The sequence below is a fragment of the Rhodococcus sp. NPDC060176 genome, from assembly GCF_042728675.1.
GTDB lineage: Bacteria > Actinomycetota > Actinomycetes > Mycobacteriales > Mycobacteriaceae > Rhodococcus_F.
The window spans coordinates 456,480-479,816 of record NZ_JBHWYS010000001.1; the positions used below are offsets into that span (position 1 = coordinate 456,480).

18 protein-coding genes are annotated in these 23,337 nt (G+C 61.2%); 13 read left to right on the forward strand and 5 right to left on the reverse strand.

The window, feature by feature from the left end; translation table 11 throughout:
* Positions 1-28 precede the first annotated feature (28 nt).
* Positions 29-649 (reverse strand): LysE/ArgO family amino acid transporter, encoded by a 621-nt coding sequence (locus ACFWEM_RS02085; protein ID WP_378530704.1) that lies wholly within the window; start codon positions 647-649, stop codon positions 29-31.
* Positions 650-724: 75 nt separating this feature from the next.
* On the opposite strand from ACFWEM_RS02085, the gene ACFWEM_RS02090 reads away from it, so the two are divergent.
* From ACFWEM_RS02090 to ACFWEM_RS02110, 5 genes are all read left to right on the forward strand, one after another.
* Positions 725-1,618, forward strand: coding sequence for a LysR family transcriptional regulator ArgP (locus tag ACFWEM_RS02090; protein WP_378530706.1), 894 nt, complete (start codon positions 725-727; stop codon positions 1,616-1,618).
* Between the two features lie 132 nt (positions 1,619-1,750).
* A complete protein-coding gene (locus ACFWEM_RS02095) occupies positions 1,751-3,223 on the forward strand; it encodes a class I adenylate-forming enzyme family protein (RefSeq protein WP_378532707.1) in 1,473 nt (490 codons plus the stop codon).
* An 85-nt stretch (positions 3,224-3,308) separates the two neighbouring features.
* Entirely contained in the window at positions 3,309-5,156 is a 1,848-nt protein-coding gene (locus tag ACFWEM_RS02100) for a DUF3556 domain-containing protein (protein WP_378530708.1), read from the forward strand.
* The gene (locus ACFWEM_RS02105; protein WP_378530710.1) at positions 5,153-6,586 is read left to right on the forward strand and encodes a phytoene desaturase family protein; all 1,434 of its coding nucleotides are present in this window, start codon (positions 5,153-5,155) and stop codon (positions 6,584-6,586) included. The genes ACFWEM_RS02100 and ACFWEM_RS02105 overlap by 4 nt, the downstream gene beginning before the upstream one ends.
* Positions 6,587-6,621: 35 nt before the next feature.
* The gene (locus tag ACFWEM_RS02110; RefSeq protein WP_378532709.1) at positions 6,622-7,905 is read left to right on the forward strand and encodes a PucR family transcriptional regulator; all 1,284 of its coding nucleotides are present in this window, start codon (positions 6,622-6,624) and stop codon (positions 7,903-7,905) included.
* Positions 7,906-7,930: 25 nt separating this feature from the next.
* On the opposite strand, the gene ACFWEM_RS02115 is transcribed toward ACFWEM_RS02110, so the two are convergent.
* Positions 7,931-8,311, reverse strand: coding sequence for a DoxX family protein (locus ACFWEM_RS02115; protein WP_378530712.1), 381 nt, complete (start codon positions 8,309-8,311; stop codon positions 7,931-7,933).
* A 116-nt stretch (positions 8,312-8,427) separates the two neighbouring features.
* Between ACFWEM_RS02115 and ACFWEM_RS02120 the strand changes: the two genes are divergently transcribed.
* Entirely contained in the window at positions 8,428-8,943 is a 516-nt protein-coding gene (locus tag ACFWEM_RS02120; RefSeq protein WP_378530714.1) for a MarR family winged helix-turn-helix transcriptional regulator, read from the forward strand.
* Positions 8,944-9,043: 100 nt separating this feature from the next.
* Here the strand turns inward: ACFWEM_RS02120 and ACFWEM_RS02125 are convergent, their stop codons facing one another.
* Positions 9,044-10,342 (reverse strand): DUF222 domain-containing protein, encoded by a 1,299-nt coding sequence (locus tag ACFWEM_RS02125; protein WP_378530716.1) that lies wholly within the window; start codon positions 10,340-10,342, stop codon positions 9,044-9,046.
* A gap of 116 nt (positions 10,343-10,458) precedes the next feature.
* On the opposite strand from ACFWEM_RS02125, the gene ACFWEM_RS02130 reads away from it, so the two are divergent.
* The 7 genes from ACFWEM_RS02130 to ACFWEM_RS02160 all read left to right on the forward strand — a co-directional run bounded on the left by ACFWEM_RS02130 (position 10,459) and on the right by ACFWEM_RS02160 (position 20,565).
* Positions 10,459-11,775, forward strand: a complete 1,317-nt coding sequence (locus ACFWEM_RS02130) for an SWIM zinc finger family protein (RefSeq protein ID WP_378530718.1) — start codon at positions 10,459-10,461, stop codon at positions 11,773-11,775.
* Complete coding sequence (locus ACFWEM_RS02135) at positions 11,772-13,256, forward strand: DUF5691 domain-containing protein (protein WP_378530720.1); 1,485 nt, start codon at positions 11,772-11,774, stop codon at positions 13,254-13,256. The genes ACFWEM_RS02130 and ACFWEM_RS02135 overlap by 4 nt, the downstream gene beginning before the upstream one ends.
* Before the next feature lie 59 nt (positions 13,257-13,315).
* Positions 13,316-14,386: an AAA family ATPase gene (locus ACFWEM_RS02140; RefSeq protein ID WP_378532711.1), complete on the forward strand. Its 1,071-nt coding sequence runs from the start codon at positions 13,316-13,318 to the stop codon at positions 14,384-14,386.
* Positions 14,365-16,569: a DUF5682 family protein gene (locus ACFWEM_RS02145; RefSeq protein WP_378530722.1), complete on the forward strand. Its 2,205-nt coding sequence runs from the start codon at positions 14,365-14,367 to the stop codon at positions 16,567-16,569. The genes ACFWEM_RS02140 and ACFWEM_RS02145 overlap by 22 nt, the downstream gene beginning before the upstream one ends.
* A complete protein-coding gene (locus ACFWEM_RS02150) occupies positions 16,566-17,729 on the forward strand; it encodes a VWA domain-containing protein (RefSeq protein WP_378530724.1) in 1,164 nt (387 codons plus the stop codon). Before ACFWEM_RS02145 ends, ACFWEM_RS02150 begins: the two co-directional genes overlap by 4 nt.
* Before the next feature lie 105 nt (positions 17,730-17,834).
* Positions 17,835-18,056: a hypothetical protein gene (locus tag ACFWEM_RS02155; RefSeq protein WP_378530726.1), complete on the forward strand. Its 222-nt coding sequence runs from the start codon at positions 17,835-17,837 to the stop codon at positions 18,054-18,056.
* A 181-nt stretch (positions 18,057-18,237) separates the two neighbouring features.
* Complete coding sequence (locus ACFWEM_RS02160) at positions 18,238-20,565, forward strand: putative bifunctional diguanylate cyclase/phosphodiesterase (RefSeq protein ID WP_378530728.1); 2,328 nt, start codon at positions 18,238-18,240, stop codon at positions 20,563-20,565.
* 1 nt (position 20,566) lies between these two features.
* Here the strand turns inward: ACFWEM_RS02160 and ACFWEM_RS02165 are convergent, their stop codons facing one another.
* On the reverse strand, positions 20,567-21,691 hold the full coding sequence (locus tag ACFWEM_RS02165; RefSeq protein ID WP_378530730.1) for a GGDEF domain-containing protein: 1,125 nt from the start codon (positions 21,689-21,691) through the stop codon (positions 20,567-20,569).
* A gap of 121 nt (positions 21,692-21,812) precedes the next feature.
* Complete coding sequence (locus ACFWEM_RS02170) at positions 21,813-23,252, reverse strand: amino acid permease (RefSeq protein WP_378530732.1); 1,440 nt, start codon at positions 23,250-23,252, stop codon at positions 21,813-21,815.
* Between the last annotated feature and the right edge of the window lie 85 nt (positions 23,253-23,337).

Here is a 23,337-nt window from a genome sequence, read left to right on the forward strand (position 1 = left end):
GATACCGGAAAGTGCTTGTATCGCTGGGTCACAATTCGGTGAGCAGACTGATTCCGAGGACTGTCATCATCACGGCGATCAGAGCGTCGAGAACCCGCCAGGCGGCGGGTTCTGCAAAAAGCGGTGTCAGCAGACGCGCGCCGTAACCGAGGGCGCTGAACCAGACTGCACTTGCGGTGACGGCGCCGATTGCAAACCACCACCGTCCGATCTCGCCGCGACCGTTGGCAATTGAACCCATCAGCACGACGGTGTCGAGATAGACATGTGGATTCAGCCAGGTGAGTGCCAATGCCATCGTGACGGCGGTAAGCCTCGACCCGTTGCCATGTTGGTCCGGTGCCAATGTTTGCGGTCGAAGTGCTCGTTTGGCGGCGAAGAGTGCATAGCTGAGCAGGAAAAGGGCACCGGCGATGCGAACGGCAGTGATCAGTGACGGTGCGTGTTCGAGGAGGGCGCCGATTCCGCTGATGCCTGCAAGGATCAGAACTGCGTCTGAGACGGCGCAGACTGCGACGATCGGGAGTACGTGCGAGCGCGTCAGGCCTTGGCGAAGAACGAATGCATTCTGTGCGCCGATTGCGACGATCAGAGAGAGTCCGACTCCGAAACCGACGAGGGCCGACGCTGGGTCGGTGGTGCTGAGCATGTTGTCGAGCCTGCCCCGCAGATTGTAATCAGTCCAGCTAATGATTCTTAGGATGCATCAGAGTAGCTTCAGATCATGTTGGACTTCGAGCAACTGAGGGCATTGCACGCTGCGGTCGACGAGGGAACCTTTGACGCGGCGGCGCGGAAGTTGCACATCACGCCGTCGGCGGTCAGTCAACGGATCAAAGCTCTCGAGACCTCGGTAGGCCGGATCCTGGTGCAGCGCACCAAACCCATCAGGGTTACCGATTCCGGGCGGGAAGTCCTGCGTCTTGCCCGTCAGATAGATGCCCTTTCGCGCGATACGGTGCGAGAACTCGGCCTTGAAAACGGTTCGGGAACATTCGCCCGCGTCGCTGTCGCGGTCAACGCCGATTCGCTGTCCACCTGGGTTCTGGGTGCTCTCGCGGAGTTCACGCACGAGGTCAGTTTCGACTTCCATCTCGACGATCAAGACCACACCACCGAACTGCTGCGCGACGGTTCGGTCATGGCCGCTGTCACGTCGGTCGCGTCGCCGATTCAAGGGTGTTCTTCGAGTCGGCTCGGCATAATGCGGTATCGGCCGATGGCGAGCGCGGAGTTCTGTCGTCGTTGGTTTGCGGATGGTGTTACGGCAGAATCTCTTTCCGCCGCGCCGTTGGTGGTGTTCAATCGGAAAGATCTCTTGCAGGATCGGTATCTCGATCAAAAAGTCGGCCATCCCGTCGATCCGCCCCGCCATCTTGTTCCTTCGTCGGCAGATTTTGCGGACGCGGTTCGGCGGGGATACGGCTGGGGGCTGATACCGGACCTGCAGCGTGGCGACGACGAGCATTCCGGGGCGCTGATCGAATTCGACCCGGACTTCGTCGACGACGTTCCGCTGTATTGGCAGCAGTGGAAACTGTCGTCGCCAGTCTTGCGCCGGATCTCCGAAGTGGTGACGCAGCGGGCCCACGAGGTGTTGCATCAGCCCTTGATCTGACGTGCGCTGCACATGCGGCGTTGTGCTCCGGGAACAAAGAACCTGGATAAGTTGATCTCCTGGGACCGTTTCTTCGACCACGGGACGCCGATAGTGTTTTGAGTCACACACGAATGAAAGGTGCTGACTCTCGTGGCGGACATCGGATATCTGGCTTGGGATCTTGCAGAGAAGTACGGGAAGAAGCCGTGCCTGCGGGACGACCACGTCGAACTCACCTATGAGGAGTTCGCAGATCGCACGGAAGCCGTTGCCGCGCAATTGGCCGGACTCGGGATCGGACTCGGTGACGTGGTGGCGATCATGCTGCCCAATCGCGTCGAGTTGCTGATCGCGATCATGGCTGCTTGGCGAGTAGGTGCTGCGGCTACACCCATCAACCCGATGTTCACTGCGAACGAAGCGGATTACCAGATCGCGGACTCCGGTGCCGAGTTGGTCATCACCGCCACCGCCGACGCGCCCTCGGGTGGCCGTGCGGTATTGGTCGTCGACGATTTGGCGACAGTGCCGCCGACGGATCTCCGGCCCGGAACCGATGTTGCAGCAGACGATCTGGCGTTGCTCATCTACACCAGCGGTTCCACCGGACGACCCAAGGGAGTGATGCTCTCGCATGCCAACCTGCAGTTCATGGCTTCGTCGATGGGCAAGAACATCGGTGTCACCGGCGCAGATCACTGCCTGCTGATCTTGCCGCTGTTCCATGTCAACGCGATCTGCGTCAGCGTCTTGACGCCCTTGCTCGTCGGCGGGCAGGTGAGTGTCACCGGGAAGTTCTCGGTGTCGAGATTCTTCGACGACGTTGCGCGGCTTCGTCCCACGTATTTCTCGGCGGTGCCGGCAATCTACGCGATGCTGACCTCTCAGCCGGAAGATGCGTCGATCGACACGTCCTCTCTGAGGTTCGCCGTGTGTGGTGCGGCACCGATCAGCAAGGAGCTCCTCGAACGCGCTGAGCAGCGTTTCGGTTTCGTGATCGTCGAGGGGTACGGACTTACCGAGGGGACCTGTGCGTCGGCCTGCAATCCTGTCGAGGGGGTGCGCAAACTCGGCACGGTCGGACCGGCGCTGCCCGGCCAGCAGATTGCGATTCTCGCCGAGGACGGAACCTTTGCGTCCGTCGGCACCGCCGGAGAGGTGGTCATCAAGGGCGACAACGTGATGCGCGGTTACCTGGGCAAGCCGGAGGAGACCGCGAAGACCGTCAAGGACGGCTGGTTGCACACCGGTGACGTCGGAGTACTGGACGAGGACGGCTACCTGACGCTGGTGGACCGCATCAAGGACATGATCATCCGCGGGGGCGAGAACATCTACCCCAAGGAGATCGAAAACTCGCTCGCCACACATCCTTCCGTGCTGGAGGCCGCCGTCATCGGGGCTCCGCACCAGGTCTACGGAGAGGTGCCAGTTGCCTATGTTGTGGCCTACCCCGACGCGCCCGTCACCGAAGACGAACTGCTCGAACATGTCACGGCCTTGCTCACCCGAGTGAAGGTGCCAGTGGCGATCTACGTCGTCGATACGCTTCCCCGAAACCCGGTGGGCAAGATCGACAAACCTGGAATGAGACGAGCTTTGAGCGCAACTCCCGCTCACTAGTCCCTTCCCAGTAGTACCAGCACAACTCGACGACGTCCGTCGAGTCGATCCGTCATGCCCACATTCCGTATTTCAGGAGCACATCATGGGATTCAAAGAAGGAAACTTCCCTCCCGTCGATCCGGCAACGTTCATGGACAAGCCGTTTCTCGAGCGTCTGCGTGACATGTCCACGCACTGGGTGGATTACGGCTTCGGTACGCCGAAGATGGTCCACACCGTCTACATCATGAAATTGTTGTTCCTCTACCTGGCAGCTGGAACAGCCGTTGCCACTTTGACTTCCGGCCTCTCGTGGTTCGACATCGGATCGTGGTGGAACCAGCCGATCATCTACCAGAAACTCATCATCTGGACGATGATGCTCGAGATGCTGGGCCTGGCAGGATCCTGGGGCCCGCTCGCCGGCCACTTCAAGCCGATGACCGGTGGAGTTCTGTACTGGATCCGCCCCGGCACCATTCGCCTGCCACCGTGGCCGGGCAAGGTGCCGCTCACCTCGGGTGACACCCGCACGATGTTCGACGTTGTCATCTATGCCGCCGCAGTCGCCAATCTCCTTGTTGCCGCTGTTCTTCCCGGTGTTCACACCACAGGAATCGATTCGGCAATCGCTGACAATGCCGGACTGGTGCGCCCGACGGTCTTGTACTCCTTCCTGGTACTCATGGTGATTCTCGGGTTGCGGGACAAGGTGCCCTTCATCGCTGCCCGTAGTGAGCAGTATTTGCCGGCGATCTTCTTCTTCACGTTCCTGCCCTTCGTCGACATGATCCTGGCGCTCAAACTGCTGATCGTCATGGTGTGGATCGGTGCCGGTGTCTCGAAGTTCGGTCGCCACTTTTCGCTGGTGGTCCCCCCGATGCTCAGCAACACGCCGTGGATCCCGTCGAAGAAGATCAAGCGTGCGCACTACCGGAACTTCCCCGAGGATCTGCGGCCTTCGCACCTGGGCGGCGGCGTCGCTCACGTGGCCGGAACGATGGTCGAAATCGTCACCCCGTTGATCCTGCTGTTCTCGACGAACAAGACCCTCACGATCCTTGCCGTGATCCTCATGGTTGGATTCCACTTGTTCATCGCGTCGACCTTCCCGCTTGCCGTCCCACTCGAATGGAATCTCCTGTTCGCTTACGCATCGGTCTTCCTGTTCCTGGGATTCCCGGCGTGGGACGGCTACGGACTCGGCGCCATGTCCTCGCCGTGGATTACCGCGGGAATTGTTGCAGCCCTTGCCTTCTTCCCGATTCTCGGAAACCTTCGACCCGATCTGGTGTCGTTCCTGCCGTCGATGCGTCAGTACGCCGGCAACTGGGCATCGGCGACGTGGGCCTTCGCGCCGGGCGCCGAAGCCAAGATCGACCAGTTCATCAAGCGTCCGTCGCCGGATACCCGCAATCAGTTGATGACGATGTACCCCGAGGACGTGTCCGACGTCGTTCTGCATCAGCTGTTGGGCTGGCGTTCCATGCACAGCCAGGGGCGTGCGCTGTTCTCTCTGATGATCAGGCACCTCGGCGACGACATCAACACGTACTCGCTGCGGGAAGCAGAGTTCATGTGCAACTCCATCGTCGCCTTCAACTTCGGTGACGGCCACCTGCACGACGCGAAACTGATCGCCGCGATTCAGCGTCGCTGCAACTTCGCGCCGGGTGAGTTCCTGGTGACCTGGATCGAATCGCAGCCCATCCACAAGGGAACGCAGGAGTATCAGGTGATCGATGCTGCTCTCGGTGTCATCGAACGGGGTACTTTCAAGGTCGCCGACGCAGTCGCCGAACAGCCGTGGTTGCCGAACGGGCCCATTCCGTTCGACGTTCAGTGGACACTGGACGTACGGGCCGACCGCGCGGCAACGGATCCGCAGGTTGTCTCCGAACCGAAGATGCGTACGAGGGTCAGCGGTAGCGAGCAAGAGGTGAGTAAGTGACAAAGGCCGTAGTCGTCGGCAGCGGGCCCAATGGGCTCGCTGCCGCGGTACACCTTGCACGTAGCGGTGTGGACGTGCAGGTACTCGAGGCCGCCGACCAGATCGGCGGAGGCACCCGCTCCGGTCCGATCGACGTGCCGGGGTTGATCCATGATCACTGCTCGGCGTTTCACCCGATGGGTATCGGCTCGCCGTACCTGTCCAAGCTGGACCTCGAGCGCTACGGGCTGATCTGGAGATGGGCAGAGGTGGACTGCGCGCATCCGCTCGACAACGGCGACGCGGGTGTTCTGTACCGCTCGCTGGAGCAGACCGCGGCGGGGTTGGGTGCGGACGGGCAGCGATGGCAACGGATGTTCGGTGACTTGTCGACGGGATTCGACGCTCTGGCGTCCGATCTGATGCGCCCGATCGTCAACGTTCCGCGCCATCCGCTGCGGCTTGCGGCTTTCGGCCCGCGAGCACTGCTTCCGGCAACCGTGACCGCGAAACTGTGGAAGACGGAGAAGGGCAGAGCATTGTTCGGCGGAGTCGCCGCGCACGCGTTCTATCCGCTCAACCGTCCGGCGACGTCGGCGGTGGGGTTGATGATCACGGCTGCTGGTCACCGCTACGGGTGGCCGGTCGCCGAGGGAGGGTCGCGTTCGATCACCGACGCCATGGCAGCGATGCTCCTCGATCACGGCGGCAAGGTCGACACCGGCGTTCGGATTCGCACCGCCTCCGAGATTCCTGACGCCGATGTTGTTCTGCTGGACGTCAATCCGGGTGGTGCGCTCGAAATCCTGGGTGATCGTCTCCCCGCCCGAGTGGCGAAGGCCTATCGAAAGTTCAAACAGGCTCCTGGGGCCTTCAAGGTTGATTTCGCGATAGAAGGTCACGTGCCGTGGACCAATCCGGATTGCGCTCGGGCCGGAACAGTCCATCTGGCAGGTGGTTTCGACGAAATCGTGGCAGCTGAGCGTGACACGAATTCGGGCCGTATGCCGGACCGGCCGTTTGTGCTTCTCGGTCAGCAATACCTGGCTGATCCCACCCGCTCTGCCGGGAACATTCATCCGTTGTACGCCTATGCCCATGTGCCTCACGGTTACGCCGGCGATGCTACGGAGGCGATAACTCGTCAGATCGAGAGGTTTGCGCCAGGATTCCGGGAGCAGATCGTCGCTACGTCGAGCAGTGGTACAGCTGCCCTGGCAGAGGACAATCCGAATCAGGTAGGCGGCGACATCATCGGAGGTGCCAACACCGAACTGCAGGTTGTCTTGCGTCCGCGCGTCGCAGTCGATCCGTACAGCACGGGGATCGCGGGCACCTACCTGTGCTCGGCCTCGACCCCGCCGGGTGCCGGAGCACATGGAATGTGCGGGTACAACGCAGCCGAATCGGCTCTGAAGTACCTACGACGAAAGGGTGCGGAAGTTCTGTGAGTAGTCCATCGCACAAGGAGCGAGGCGCCGGTGCGATGCGGCGCCTCGCCCGGGTGCCTGCAGCCGCGGAGCCGGAAGTGCTTGCCGTGGTTGCCGAATTGGCCCGGCGACTCGACGCGCGCAGCGCCGATATCGCGCGTGAGATGGCTTTCATGATGGCTCACGAAATCGACCAGTTGGACGCCGATGCCAATTTGCTCGAAATGCTCGAAGCGAGCGTGCAGGGAAACATCACGACGATCATCCACGTCTTGGCCAACGACATACCGATCGATCATCTCCAACCCACTACTGCTGCAGTGGAATACGCTCTGCGGCTGGCGCAGCGGGACGTTCCGTCCAACTCTCTCGTTCGCGCCTACCACATGGGCCAAGGCGATCTGATGCGGATCTGTCACGACGAGATCAGCACACTGGACATTCCGGCACGACTCACTTTGGCTGTCCTGAAACACACTTCGGATGTGGTCTACAGCTACATCGACTGGATCACGCTCTACGTCTTCGACGCGTACGAGCGGGAACGCAGTCGATGGATGGCAGCGCAGGGAAACCTCCATTCGGCCGCGATCCACGCCCTCCTGTCCGGCACCAACGCAGATACCGCTGCATTCGAAGCGGAGACCGGATACCGCCTTGGTCAGAACCACGTCGCCCTGGTGGTCTGGTCGACGTGGGATGCGGACGTCATGGGCATCAACACCCTGGACCGACTCGTACGGGACCTCGGTGCAGCGGCAGGAGCAGACAAGCCGCCGATCATCACCGCCATCGATCGACGCACGGTGTGGGCGTGGCTGCCGTTCGGTCGCCGGGTGCCTGCGGTGGATCCGGAAGTTCTCGCGGCGGCAGTGCCGTTGGACGGCGGAGCGCGGGTGGCAATCGGACTGCCGGGGTCGGGGGTCGAAGGATTCAAGCGGTCCCACGAACAGGCCACGGCAGCCTATTCCGTTGCTGCCGTGCCAGATACGCCGCAGCGCCCCGTGGTGAGTTTCGGGGACCGAGGCGTAGCCGTGGTATCACTCCTGTCGGAGAACATCGATTCTACGAAGTCATGGGTCTGGGAGGTACTTGGTCCGTTGGCGGACGATACACCTTCTGCCGCATCCTTGCGGACGACGCTGAGCGTGTATTTCGCCCACGGGGAAAGTCATCTGCACACGGCCAATTACATGAACTTGCACCGTAATACGGTGAAATATCGCATCAACAAGGCGCTCGGCGATCCGGTCGCTGCCGGCCGCGACAAGTTGGATCTCGCTCTGGCCTTGCAGGTTTGTGAGTTGTTGGGCAGATCGGTGCTACGACCGGTTCGCTGAGCGTGGCGCCAATGGGGATGACGGATCAGGCGCTGAGCGAGTAGGGGCCGAATCGCCCCCAGGCAACCACCGCTGCGAGCACCAACAACACGATGTTGACCCCGATCATCGGAGTTTCCTTGCGTTTTCCGTGGACAACGACAGCGCCGAGCATCACCAGTACCAGGCCGAGGGCTGCGAGTGGCACCAATACCGGTGCGATGCCGAGTAACGCAGGGAGGATCAGTCCGATCGCGGCGAGAATTTCCACTCCGCCGATGGCTTTGACGGCGCCGGCACTGTAGTTCTCAACCCAGCCCATTCCGGATTCCGCCAGCTTGGCCTTCGGCTGAGCGATCTTCATCAGTCCTGCCATGAGGAAGACGAGTGCGAGGACTCCTGCGAGTATCCACAAGATGGTGTTCATTGCTGGTCACGCCCTTCGATTGACTTAATGGTTGAAGTTGAAACTAAAGGATATGACTTCAAGATGCAAGTCATTCGGGAGGAGTCTCGCCCTGCTTCGCCGCTATACTCGGCGATATGGGTACCGAGCAGGAGCCGCGTTGGCTCGACGACGAGGAGTGGCAAGCTTGGATGGCGCTCGCAGGAACAATGATGCGACTTCCTGTCGTACTCGACGGACAGTTGCAGCGCGATGCCGGCATGAGCCACTTCGAGTATCAAGTGCTCGCGGCACTATCTGAAGCAGTCGGCCGACGAATGCGGATGAGCACGCTCGCGGCCGTTGCCGAAGGCTCCCTCCCTCGACTGTCTCAAGTGGTCGGACGTTTGGAGAAGCAGAACTGGGTGCGAAGGATGCCCGATCCGAGTGACGGTCGATTCACCCTTGCGATCCTTACGGATGAAGGCTGGGACAAGGTGGTTGCGACTGCACCAGGGCATGTGGAAGCTGTGCGCACTTACGTTCTCGATCCGTTGACAAAAGCGCAGATTCGTCAGATGTCCAGCATCGGACGACGCATCATGAGAGCTGTGGATCCCGAGGGAACCGTGGCGATGGAAGCGTGGCCGACACACCGCCGGAGTGATTCGTAAAATCAGTGATCTGCATTGAGCACCGCCGGTGGGCTCCGTATCGGGTGTTGATGTCCGATGCGGAGCCTGGCCGTATTCTGTTGTGCCTGAGAAACTGTTCTCAGGTTTTGAAGGTGGTGTTCGCCGGCCTGGGTTGCTGCCCGGGGTCGATCGAGGGCGGCGGGATGAACCACGGTTTGTTGTCGACGCCTATTCGGATGTCCCATTTTCCGACGAACCCGGATTTGCGGTGCATCAACCGGTGGTGCGAGCGGCACAGCAGGACCAGGTTGTTCATCACCGTCGGACCGCCGTTAGCCCAGTGCCGGATATGGTGCGCGTCCGTCCACGCCGGTACGCATGAACACCCCGGGAACGCGCAGCCCTTGTCTCGGGCAATCAACGCCACTCTCTGTTCGGCGTTGACCAGACGTTTTCCGGGTTTCGCATCCAAGGGCGCGCCGTGATCGTCGAGTAGGACAGTCGACAGGAAACAATCACAGCCGAGAAGCCTCGTCTGCGACACCGAGAGTGGTCCGAGCCATGGCATGTGCCCGACGTCGAGATCCGACGGGGACTCTTCGCCATCAGTTGGTGTTGCGGCGCAGTCCCGATGCTCAGCGAGATCGCGCGCGTTGATGTGCACGTTCACGTGCGGTCGCTGACCACCATCGGTTCCGGCTTTCGCGCAGTCGAGGTACCGGCGGATCAGTTCGGTGAACCCGTCCGCCGTCCGCTTCGCCGCCGACCGGGCATCGGGGGTTCCGTCCGGCGCCGGGGTCGGCATCGTCAGATTCGACAACGCCGAGAGCAGCATTTCGCCGGTGAGAGCGTCGAAATCACCCCGCACCACCACCCGACCGTTCAAGGTCGAGGCGATCCGGAGCTCGTTCCGATCCACGTCTTCGGCTGGCGGAATCTCATCCGATTCGAACACGCGCTCCAAGGTCGCGATGACGTGCCGCACCTTCGTCGTCGTCGCTTCCACACCCGACGCAGCTGCGAGCAACAAGTCGATGCAGCGAGGGAGTGCTTCCTCCGGCATCCCCTTCGGCGGGGATTCACAGAACGTCACGATCAAGACGGCGTGATCGAACGAGCAATCCCCAACATCGAACCGAGCCGCCACAGCCGGGAACGGCCGCAACGCGGCGCCCAGGGCGGCGATCTTCTTCCCGTCCCGAACCTGCAGCATCGTGTTGGCCGCCAACCACGGCCCGACTCCGCGGTTGGCGATCACCTGATCGTCCGGGCGCATCGAGAGTTCGTCCACCACCGCCACACGAACGGCTTCCAGGCGCAGAATTTCCGCACTCGCCTCGATAGCAGCAGCGCGTAACTCCGCGGCAGTCAATTGCCACAGACGTCCGCGTAACCCCACCGCCGAGCCAGACACCACGTCCGACAACAAGACACTCATAGAATCCCCCGATCCCCACCCCCAACAATACTCGAACACACGTTCGAGTCAAGAGTTACTTCATTAAAGGATCGGCCTGACTCTGCGATGTCAGCGGGTTGTCATACTGTGGTCGAGTGACTTCGCCGTGGACAGCTGGGCAGGTGGCATCGGTAGCTCCCGACGCCGCATCGCTGGCTGCTGCGCGCAAGTTGGTTGGATCGTGGAGCCACACCGGTAACAAGGGTCTCGCGCTCTGGGGGCTGTGCCAGGGAAGCGGCTCGAAGCCGTATCAAGCTGTGGTTGACCTGCGCGGCCCTGCGTACAAGTGCTCGTGCCCCAGTCGGAAGTTTCCGTGCAAACATGCCCTGGGGCTGCTGGTGGAATGGTCGGAAGGGCGAGTGCCTTCGGCGGACGAGCCAGCCGACTTCGCTGCCGAGTGGCTGTTGCGCCGCGAGGAGAAGGCCAAGACCAGCGCCGAGACCATCAGCGCCGAGACCACGGCGGACGAGGCGCCTAGGAAGTCTCCCGACCCGGCAACTGCGCAGAAGCGCGCCGACCGCGTTGCGAGCGGTCTCGTCGAATTGGATCTGTGGATCACCGATCAGATCCGGAGTGGTCTGGCGGCGATGGACACGTCCTGGGCGGGCTTAGACGCAGTAGCCGCTCGAATGGTGGATGCTCAGGCGCCCGGTGTCGCAGGTACGCTTCGAGCATTGGCGGGAACCGTTGCGTCTAACGAAAACTGGCCCGAGAAAGTCCTCGACGAGTTGGCTCGGTTGCACCTGCTGGTCGCTGCGCATCAGAAGCTGTCCGAGTTGCCGGAAGATCTTGCCCATTCCGTGAAGGCACACGTCGGTTATCCGGTCTCAACCGAGAGTGTTATGGAATCGACTCCAATGCAAGAGAACTGGATGATTCTCGGTTCCGGGATCACCGAGGAGAAGCGACTGTTCACCCGAACGGTGTGGATGCTCGGCAGGAATTCGCAACGGTGGGCCATGCTGCTCGACTTCTCCCACGGGTCACCGAATTTTGCCACCGAAACGCCGCCAGTCGGGTTTCTGCTCAACGCCGATGTGCATTTCTATCCCGGTGCCGCGGCATTGCGGGCGCGGATGGGGGCAACGCACGGAGAACCGGAGCCCTTCACAACCATGCCGTCCGGAAGCATCGACGCTGCGTTGCAGCAGTTTACCGATGCGCTCGCGGCAGATCCATGGTTGCGGTCTTGGCCGGCAGTGATCAGTTCGATGGTTCCCTCATTCGTCGACGGTGCCTGGTTTCTCGTCGATGAATCGGGGACAGCGATTCGGGCAGAGGGCGATTCGGACCCACTGTGGAAATTGCTGGGCATTTCCGGTGGCTATCCGGTCACGGTCTGTGGAACGTGGAATGCGCAGGCTCTTACCCCGATCTCGGTTTTCACGGGAGGACAGGTGATCGTGCTGTGAGCACATTGATCTCGGCTGCGCTTCTCGGGACGGCCAGAACAGCAACAACATTCGAGGAACTTCCGGCTGACGTGCGTGCCTACGCGCGCGAACTCGACGGAGATCCTGCCGAGTTGCTTCTCGCCGCAGTCGCGCTGGAGCGGGCGTACCGCCGTGGTGGTGCGGGCTCCACCACGGCGACTGTGCCGACGCCTGCTCCAGACGATGTGCGATTCACCCTGCCGGAATCGTCATCCGCACATCTGATGTCGATGCTCGCTGCCAAGGCGACCTTGCTCGACGAATGGTTCACCGTCGCATTGGCGCACAACTACCGTGCGCCTGATCATCTTGTTGCCGAACTGCTTTCCTACGCTCGGACGAGCGAAACTCACCGCGAGAGTATTCTGCAGCTGGTCGGCGAGCGAGGTCGCTGGCTCGCCGCGCAAAACCCCGAGTGGAGCAAGCTCGTCCGAACCAGGGATGCAAACCCGGACGTATGGCGTCACGGAAGTTCGTCCCAGCGCACGCAGTGGTTGATAGACACTCGCCGAACAGATCCTGCGATGGCGCTGGCCGAACTCCGAAAGTCCTGGGGCGCCGAGCGAGGAGAACAGAAGGCTGCGTTCGTCTCGGCGCTGGCAAACGGATTGAGCGCGGATGATCAACCGTTGTTGGAGGAAGCCCTCGACGACCGTCGCAAGGACGTGCGGCGCGCAGCAGTGGAGGTGCTCGGACGACTACCCGAATCGGAGTTCGGGCAGAGAATGGTTGCTCGGGTTCAGAAATGGGTGCGGGTGGAACGGAAACTCCTTCGGTCCACCATTGTCGTCGTGCCGCCTGAGGAAGTCGATGCAGCGGCGAAGCGAGACGGTATCGAAGACCGGCCGAACCCACACACTGACTATCGCGCCGAGTACGTCCGTCAAGCGATCAGTTCTGCGCCTTTGTTCTTGTGGAACAACATGATCGGTGGACCCGACAAGGTTTTGGGGATGAGCGTCGACGAAGATTGGGAGCCGATCCTTCACGACGCTTGGTCCAATGCTGCAGTGGCGCAGAACAATGTGGAATGGGCTTTGGAACTCTTTCGCACGCGAGGCGTAGCCACCGATCGTCGACTTCTCCCGTTGGTGCCCGCCGAGGCGCTGGCGGATCTGTTGAGGTCCGGAAACGGCGACGCCAATGTTCTGCATCCGGGCCGGGCAGCGATCTACGACGCTCTGCGAGGTCCATGGCCAGATGACATCACCCGGGCAGTCGTGGCCCAGTGGGAACGAGTTGCGGCCAGACGTGCCGATGGGGGCGCCAAGGCCGGCGAATTCTCGCGCTACAAATACAGCGCATCGCTACGCCTGGCCGAGAGTCGATTTCCCTACAGTGCAGTAACTTTGCTGGACCGGGCGGCGGAGCGTGCTCGTGACCCGGACTGGCGGCAAACCTTCGCCAGAACGGCCAGTGCCATCACCCACCGCAAGACTCTGCTCGAGGAGCTCAAGTGACTGACAGCGTAACCGTGCCTGCCACGGAACCAGCAAAGCTCGCGGAACCGGCAAAGCTGATGCGGCCCCACGCAGAGCAGGAGTACGCGCTCGAACTCGAGGCGCTTGCCGCGCAGGACACCCGCCCGCGCCCGCCGTCGTGGAACTTGTCGCCGTGGGCTGTGGTGACGTATCTGTTGGGTGGCACTCTCGATGACGGAACAGTCATTTCGCCGAAGTACGTCGGTCCACGGCGGTTGATGGAAGTGGCCGTCGCAACTCTTGCCACCGATCGGGCTTTACTGCTGTTGGGTGTGCCGGGAACAGCCAAGACCTGGGTCTCCGAACATCTTTCGGCGGCAATCTCGGGCGCGTCGACGCTCCTGGTTCAAGGTACGTCCGGTACTCCCGAGGAAGCTATTCGCTACGGCTGGAATTACGCCCGCCTCCTAGCGGAAGGACCGACGGCAGGGGCGTTGGTGCATTCTCCGGTGATGACCGCGATGGAAACCGGGAAGATCGCTCGCGTCGAAGAGTTGACGCGTATTCCGGCTGACGTGCAGGACGCGCTCATCACCATTCTCTCCGAGAAGACGTTGCCGGTGCCGGAACTGGGCATCGAGGTGCAGGCAGCCAAGGGCTTCAACCTGATCGCAACCGCCAACGATCGTGATCGCGGTGTCAACGATCTGTCGTCGGCATTGCGTCGACGGTTCAATACCGTCGTCCTGCCGTTGCCGGCCAGTGAGGAGGACGAGGTGGCTATCGTGGCGCGCCGAGTCGAACAGCTGGGCGCAGCATTGGAATTGCCGACGACCCCCGCAGCGGCCGAGGAAATCCGCCGGGTCGTCACAGTGTTCCGGGAACTACGATCGGGAACGACCGCCGACGGCCGAACCAAGCTGAAGTCCCCGTCGGGAACCCTCTCGACGGCGGAGGCTATCTCGGTGGTCACCAATGGTTTGGCGCTGTCCGCGCATTTCGGGGACGGCGTATTGCGGGCGTCCGACGTCGCTGCCGGAATCCTGGGTTCGGTGATCAAGGATCCAGTCGCAGACAAGGTGGTGTGGAACGAGTACCTCGAGGCCGTAGTGCGTGAGCGCGGAGAGTGGTCCGACTTCTACCGGGCATGCCGCGAGGTAACCGGGTGACCATCGCCATTCCGGATCTGCGAGTCCGGGTCTTCGGTATCCGTCACCACGGCCCCGGATCGGCCCGTTCGGTTCGGCAAGGCCTGGAAGAGTTTTCACCCGACGTCGTCCTGATCGAAGGGCCTTCGGATGCAGATCCGTTGGTGATGCTGGCGGCATCGGAGTCGATGGAACCGCCGATTGCGTTGCTCGCGTATGCCACTGGTGAACCGTCGAAGGCGGCTTTCTGGCCATTTGCGGTGTTCTCACCCGAATGGCAAGCGCTGCAGTGGGCTGCGAAGAACGGTGTGCAGGCACGGTTCTGCGACCTGCCCGCGTTCAACGTGTTGGCGGATCAGGGGATTCGTACTACACGCGAGGGTGATCCTCTGGCGGAACTGGCCGCGGCCGCTGGTTTCGACGATACTGAACGCTGGTGGGATTCGGTGATCGAATCGAGTTCGGGCGCAGACTCTTTCGATGCGATCACCGAGGCGATGGAGGCACTGCGTGAGACAGTGCCGATCGACGAGGAGACCGCGCATCGCGAAGCGTACATGCGCCAGGTGGTGCGAAAGACGTTGAAAGAAGGAGCCGAGAGGGTTGCCGTCGTCTGCGGCGCCTGGCATGCGCCGGCGTTGGTCGGAGCCTTGGGTCCTGCGGCCCCCGATGCTCGCATTCTCAAAGGAATGTCCAAGATCAAGACCTCGCTGACTTGGGTTCCCTGGACACATTCACGCCTTGCATCGGCATCGGGTTACGGCGCCGGAATCACTTCGCCGGGTTGGTATCACCATCTGTTCACCGCGAACGACAAGACGATCACCCGGTGGCTCACCAAAGTTGCCCGGGTGCTCAGAGACGAGGACCTCCCGATCTCGAGTGCCCACGTCATCGAGGCTGTCCGGCTGGCAGACACGTTGGCGGCACTGCGTTCTCGCCCCTTGGCGGGGTTGTCGGAAGTTACCGAGGCCACGAGGTCGGTGATGTGCGACGGCAACGATGTTCTCCTGGATCTGATCACACGAAGACTCGTTGTGGGCGAAGCACTGGGCGCGGTACCCGAGGAGACGCCGACAGTCCCACTCGAAGCAGACCTGCGCGCACGTTCGAAGACGTTGCGGCTCAAACAACAAGCAGGGGCAAAGAATCTGGATCTGGACCTGCGACGCGACATCGACGTCGAACGTTCCCAGTTCCTGCACCGACTGGGAATTCTCGAGATCGATTGGGGGACTCCGGCCGACAGTGAGATCCGTTCCACCGGAACTTTCCGGGAAACCTGGGCGCTGCAATGGAAACCCGAATTCTCGGTGTCGGTGATCGAGGCGTCGCTGTGGGGTACGACGGTGGCCCAAGCGGCAGCCTCGCGGGTCGTCTCGAAGATTCACGAACCGGAAATCACGCTTGCTTCACTCGTCGAACTGCTGGAGAACTCGCTGCTGGCAAACCTTCCCGCAGCACTGTCCGCAGTGCTGCAGAGCGTGAAAACGGTTGCAGCGCTTGATCATGACGTGTCACATCTGATGGCCGCTCTACCCACACTGACCCGAACACTGAGATACGGCGACGTGCGCGGTACCGACGTGTCGGCGTTGATCGACGTCGCCGACAGCTTGCTGATCCGCATCTGTACCGGCCTCGCAGTCGCCGTCACCGGGTTGGACGATCCCAGCGCCGAGGAGTTTCGCGATCACCTCGACAAGGTGCACTCGGCAGTCATGGTCCGTGACGACAGCGATGCGAGCGCACGGTGGTTGCAGGCGATGGCCGGAGTGATCGACCGTGACGATGTCAACGGACTTCTCGTCGGCCGGATGGTGCGGCTCCTTCGCGACAGCGGTTCCGTCACGGAAACTGCTGCAGTTCAGCGTCTGTCTCGGGCCCTTTCGGTAGGAAGCGCGCCCACCGCCAAGGCAGGGTGGGTCGACGGGTTTCTCGGCGGAGGAGGGCTTGTGCTCATTCACGATCGAGCGTTGCTCGCGCTGATCGACACGTGGGTCCGTCACCTTCGTGAGCAGGATTTCATCGACACGCTTCCGTTGCTTCGACGCACGTTCGGATCCTTCGAGGCCGGGGAACGTCGGGCGATCGGTCAGGCGGTCAGGGGTGGTCGACGCGTCGAAACGACAGTGGAGACCGATGCTCGACGCGGCAGAGCGGCAATGGCGGTCGTTGCGGACATCTTGGGGGTGGGCGCATGAGCGACGATGATCAGCGCCTTCGACGCTGGAGATTGATGCTCGGGGAATCCGCCGAAGAGTCGACGGGTGGACTGGGCCAACCGGGCGAGCGTCGAATGGATGCGGCTCTTGCAGCGCTCTACGACTCGTCCGGCCCCAGCAAGGGCCGACGTCGCTCAGCCGGATTGGGGGCGTCGGCGCCGTCCGTCGCCAGATGGCTCGGTGACATCCGGACGTACTTTCCCAGCACGGTGGTGCAGGTGATGCAGAAGGACGCGATAGATCGGCTGGGTTTGGCGCAACTGCTGCTCGAACCGGAACTGCTCGACGCGGTCGAACCGGATGTGCATCTGGTCGGGACGCTTCTGAGCCTCAATCAGGTCATGCCGGAGGCCAGCAAGGCAACTGCTCGGATGGTCGTCGGCAAGGTGGTTCGCGAAGTCGAGGAGCGAATCACGCAGAAAACGAAGGCCGCGGTGACCGGCGCACTCAATCGCGCGGCCAGAACTTCGAATCCGAAGTTGCGTGACATCGACTGGGATCGAACCATCCGAGCAAATCTGTCGCACTATCTGCCTGAGTATCGAACCGTCGTTCCGGAGCGGCTCGTCGGATACGGCCGAAAGTCGAAATCAGTTCAGCGCGACGTGGTGCTCGCGATCGATCAATCGGGTTCGATGGCGTCCAGTGTCGTCTACGCATCAGTGTTCGGTGCGGTGTTGGCATCGATGCAGGCGCTGAAGACTTCGCTCGTCGTTTTCGACACCGCCGTCGTTGATCTGACAGAGAAACTGTCCGATCCGGTCGACGTCTTGTTCGGGACGCAACTCGGTGGGGGCACGGACATCAACCGCGCGATCGCCTACAGCCAGTCGTTGATTTCGCGTCCCGCCGAGTCGATGTTCGTTCTCATCTCCGACCTCTACGAGGGCGGTATCCGCAACGAGATGTTGCGACGCATGGCCGCCATGAAGACCTCCGGCGTTCAAGTCGTGGTTCTACTGGCGCTCTCGGACGACGGGGCACCGTCGTTCGATCACGACAATGCGGCGGCGCTGGGTGCTCTCGGCATTCCCGCGTTTGCGTGCACGCCGGACAAATTTCCGGAGCTGTTGGCGGTGGCTCTGGAACGAGGGGACGTATCGGCCTGGGCAGATCAGCTCACTCTCGAACAGCACTGACCGGTCTGCTTCGGAGACCTGAGCGCCAGGTACGACAACCTCACGACATCTGCGATTGCCGGCATCGAAGACAACCCATCGGTTCCGACCTCGGTGCAGCAGCAAGTGAGCACTGACCTGGCCTCGGGTTTGCCCTTCTTGACGACAATGCAACTCCGATCAGCTCTCGGTGATGCCGGTGTCGCCGAATCCGCGGCGGACGCGATCGTGGATGTGAAGGAAGGCGCCAAGCCTTACGTGTCGCGGTCGGCGGCAAACGCGCGTCGAGCTAAGAATCAGCAATCGTTTACCGACCTGGAAGATCGAATGACCGACCTCTGGATATAGTGATCTGCGCACAATCGATTCGTCAGATGGCTACCGTTGTAGAGAAACAAGCAGCGAGTCTGAAACACTGACGTTTCGCCGGAAAAGGGTTCGGTGGGGAGCCAGGGGAGGTTCGGATGGGCAGGCGAGCGGTTTTGACGCCCGCTGCTGGCGCCTGCGCACATGTCAGGATGCCCCGTCGATGAACCGTCTGAGTAGACCTGGTCGGCAGGATCCCGCTTCGGAGGCCGACTGTAACAGCCTGTTTCGCCGTCAGATCGACGAAGCTGCTGCCGTCGCACCGTTCGCCAATCTTGCGTACATGGCGAGCTTGGTCGTGATTCTGGCGTACACCGTTCCGCCCGGACGTCAGACGCTCAGATGGCTGGGTGGCGCGCTCATCTTTCTTGTCCTCGCGAATTCGATTCGAGTATGGATACCGCTTCGCTGGCGACCGTCGAAGCACACACCGCGCTACGACTACGCGGGTCTGCTCCTCGAAGTGATCGTCATCGCGAGCCTCGACGTCACACTTTTCGCCTTGCTTTTCCACGACATGGACGTCTTCCGTGACTTGGTGCTGATCGCGACGATGGCCGGAATCATGGGCGCCGGAACCGTCACGTTTTCGAGTCTGAGGTCGGTGAGCCTGACTTGGATCTACATTCACGGCCTCGGCGTATTCACCGTTCTCGTCGTCCACGCCGAACCCCACTTTCGCGTACTTGCGATTCAGTTGTGCATCTACATGTTTGCGCTCACGGTGGGTGCGGTGTATCTCTCGGCCTCGTTCCAGCGACGTTGTCTTGCAGAGTTTCAGGCGGAATCCGAGCGTCAAACTGTGGCACTGTTGCTCGACGGTTTCGAGGGCGGTTCCCGCGACTGGCTCTGGGAGTGTGACACCAACGGCCGGTTCTCCCACACCTCGGCCCGGCTCGCCGAGGTCGCCGGTATGACGGTGGACGAGTTGCAACAACTCACCTTCGGGCAACTCCTCACCAGACTCCAGATCGCATCGAGTCCGGAGGGGCGTGCGGCCGCGGCCGAAATGATCGACAAACTCGAATCGAGTACCTCGTTCCGGGACACCGTCGTTCCAGTGCATGTCGACGGCAAACGACGCTGGTGGTCACTTTCCGGTAATCCCCGGGTCCTCGAGTCCGGGGTGATTCTGGGCTGGCGCGGTGTCGGATCTGACATCACGGAGAGGTATGTCCACGAGCAGGAGATTCTTCGTCTTGCTGCCACCGACTCGCTGACGGGGTTGCCCAACCGTCGTGCCTTTGGTGTGGCGCTCGAGGCGGCCATCAAATCTCGGGTGCCGGAGAAGCAGGTCCTCGTCGGGATTCTCGACCTCGACAACTTCAAATCGGTGAACGACACCCTCGGCCATCCGATCGGGGACCACTTACTTCTCGAAGTCACCAAACGCCTGCGCGACGTCATCGGTTCGGACATGTGCTCGAGGATGGGCGGCGACGAATTCGGGCTCATCGTCTGTACCTCGGCCGGCGACGATCCCGGTGAGATTTTCGATCGGTACCTGGCAGTGCTCCATGAGCCCTTCTTCGTAGAAGGCAATCGAATCGAGGTGCGGGCCACGATCGGTTACTCCAGCGCACCCGAGGATTCCACCGACGCCGACGGACTGGTGATGCTGGCGGATCTGGCTCTGTACGAAGCAAAGTCGACGGGACGGAATCGAGTCGGCAGGTTCTCGCCGTTACTGCGAGCGCGGGCATCGGCACGCGCAACAGCGCTGCACGAGCTGGACAGGGGGATCGAGGAAGGTCAGTTCGATCTCCACTACCAACCTCAGGTCGACACTCAGACCGGTGAAGTGGTCGCGTTCGAGGCTCTTCTTCGGTGGAACCATCCCAGTCGCGGCCTCATCGGGCCCAGCCAGTTCATCTCGGTGGCGGAGGAAACCGGAATGATCATCCCCCTCGGCGCACAGGCAATGGCGATGGCGACCGCGGCCGCTGCGGGGTGGCCGAGCGGAATCGGCGTCTCGGTCAACGTTTCACCAGTGCAGTTGGTGTCGCGAGAGTTCGGCGCGATGGTGAAGAAGGCTCTGACGGATTCGGGTTTGCCTCCGCATCTGCTGCAACTCGAAATCACCGAGACGGGTGTTGTGGACGATCGGGCAATCCGGGATCTCTACAAGCTGCGTGAACTCGGTGTCACCGTCGCACTCGATGATTTCGGCACCGGCTATTCGTCTTTCGCCACGCTTCAGAGACTTCCGATCGACGTTCTCAAGATCGATCGCATGCTGGTCACGGACTCGGACGATCCGAAGATGTCCGTGGTGAAATCCATTGTCGAATTGGCCGCGGCTCTCGGCATGCGGTCGTTGGCCGAGGGCGTCGAGACGATTGAGCAGTTCCGCCGCGTTCAGTGGGTCGGCTGCGACCTGGTCCAGGGCTACCACATCAGCAAGGCTCTGACGGCCGAGCGCGTCGACGTGTATCTGGCGGCAACCGACACCGAATCCGGTCGGAGCGTTCACCCGTTGACGTGGCTGTGAATCAGATCTGAGCCGAGCGGATGGTATTGCCGCCTGCCGCTTTCGCTTGGTACATCATCGAATCCGCGACATTTGTCGCGGCCAGGATCGCGGAAGCACCGCCGCTCCACGCCTTCGATTCGGCGGTCATGATCACCGCTCCGACGCTTACCGTAGTGGCGATCGAATCGGAGCAGTCCGACAGCGCGGCGTTTATCCCCTCGATCGACAGAGTCGTTGATTCGGGATCCCCGGCGATGACGGCCAGATACTCTTCCCCACCGGTCCGAGCAATGACCCCGCGTTCTCCGAGATGCGTACTCAGGCGGTTCGCTGTTCTTCTGATGACATGGTCTCCCTCGGCGTGACCGTGAAGATCATTCACCGTCTTGAATTTGTCGATATCGACGACGATGAAAGCGAGACAAGAAGAATCGTCGCGAGCCCTCTCGAAGAGATCGCTGGCCGCCCCCTCGAGGCCGCGACGGTTGAACAGTCCGGTAAGCGGATCACGATCCGAATATTGGGCATCGCGGTACAGAGTGCGCCAGGTCAGGTGTGCAAAAATTGGAACAAGTGTGACAGCTCCGAAAAGAACGGTGCCGCGGGCGAGAAGCGTCGTGATATCGACTTCGCCTTGTAGGTATGCAAGAACGAATACTGTAGTCGTGACAGTCGTCGACCAGAGGACATGAGCGACAAGCCATCTTGCGCTGACAAAAAGCGTCGCAAAGGTTCCGGTGACCGCAAAGACGATGCAACCGAACGTCCCGGACGAGCGTTCCGGCACCAGAAGTACCGCGGCCGCGATCCCGAGATCTGCGAATATCCCGAATGCGAGTAGGCCGCGGCGACCTGGAAACGGTTGAGTGAACCAGCACGCCGCGATCGCCACACATGTGCAGATCATGAAAACCGACAGTGCTTTGCCGGGTGTGGTCGGCGGTGTATCCGGTCCGATCAATTTGTAGAAAGCGGAAAGCCCGAAGATGATCGTCATCATTCCGAGCAAGGTTCGGAAGATCGGAATGATTGCTCGGCCGGATCTCTGGTGTTTTATCCACTCGTAGTCGTGTGGTTCGTTGAACCATTCGTGAAGTGTTTGCCAAGAACTGTGCCCTTCGGAGGCGATGACAGGGCTCGGCATGCTGTCCATTTTGCCTTGAATTTGGACAAAGAAAAAATCTTGTGTTCGAGCGGTTTCGCCGGTCCGATTTTTTCGGGGAAGTGGTTTAATTATCGAGTCGAGCGCTTACTCGATGCTTGTTTCAAGCCTTCTTCGAACTGCGGTGTGCGTTGTTCGAGTCGGTCGCGAACGATACGTCTTTTCGCGTACGAGACTTTCTCACGACGTAAGCGACGAGGATAACTCCCAGAGCGACCAGGCTTTGGACGAATTCCGCGCGCGTGGGTTCGTTGAGACCCATTCCCACCAGGATCACGAGAATCAGACCAGTGACCACTATCGGCAAGCCGGGATACAGCCAGACGCGGAATTTCAGAATCTCGGGGCTTTCGCGTTCCCATCGGCGTCGGAGGCGTAGTTCGGATACACAGATCAGGATGTAAACGAACAAGCAGATTGCGCCGGACGAATTCACGAGGAACAAGAAAATCGTGTCCGGCCAGATGTAGCCGGCCGCGATACAGAAGTACCCGGCCACGGTGCATGCGAGTACGCCCTTCACCGGCACGCCGCGGCTGTTGGTCCGTGTCATCCAGGCCGGCGCGTCGTTGTAGACGGATAGGGCGAAGAGCATCCGTGACGCCGTGTACAGGCCGGAGTTGAGGCAGGACAGCACCGCGACCAGAACCACGAGATTGAGAATGTCGGCGGCGCCGGGAATTCCGAGCAGATCGAGTGCGGAGATGAACGGAGAATCGCCGACGACGAACGAATCCCACGGCAGCATCGTCACGAGGAGGAAGGTGGCGACAACGAAGAAGGCGAGAATGCGGAAGACGACGGTGTTCGTGGCTCGCCTGATCGCTCCGGCCGGTTCGGCGGATTCCGCTGCGGCGATCGTGACCAGCTCGGCTCCGGTCATGGAGAAGATCACGGCGACAACGCCCACCAGTACGGGGGTGAAGCCGTTCGGCAGAAATCCTCCGTGGCCGGTCAGATTGCGGAAATCGACTTCACTGCCGGGCCAGATGCCGAAGACGAACAGACTGCCGAGCACGATGAAGCCGATGATGACGGCGACCTTGATACCCGCAAACCAGTATTCAGCCTCGCCGAAGTTGCTGACGGAGAGAAGATTGACCCCGGTCATCACCAACAGGAGTACCGCTGACATGAGCCAGAGCGGGACACCATGGATCCACCGGGAGAGCAAGGTTGCTCCGACGACGGATTCGATGCCGACGACGATCACCCAGAAATACCAGTAGAGCCAGCCTGTGGTGAAACCCGCCCAGTCGCCCAACGCCATGCGTGCGTACTCGGTGAACGATCCCGTGCACGGCTTGGCCACGGCCATTTCACCGAGCATGCGCATCACCAGGAACACGATGATGCCGCAGATCGCGCACGTGATGACTGCGCCGGGGCCGGCCTGGTTGATGATTCCGCTCAGCCCGACGAAGAAACCGGCGCCGATGACGCCGCCCATGGAAAGCATGGTCAGGTGGCGCTTCTTCAAGCCTGTTTTGAGTGTCGAATGAACGGTGGCGGCTTCGGCTGTTTCGGTGCTGCTGTCGGGCATCTGGGCTCAGCTCCTATTGCATGACGCGATCAGTTCTGTCGGAGAGACGCTAAGCTCATCGTGTGATCCAGAACATGGACTTGAT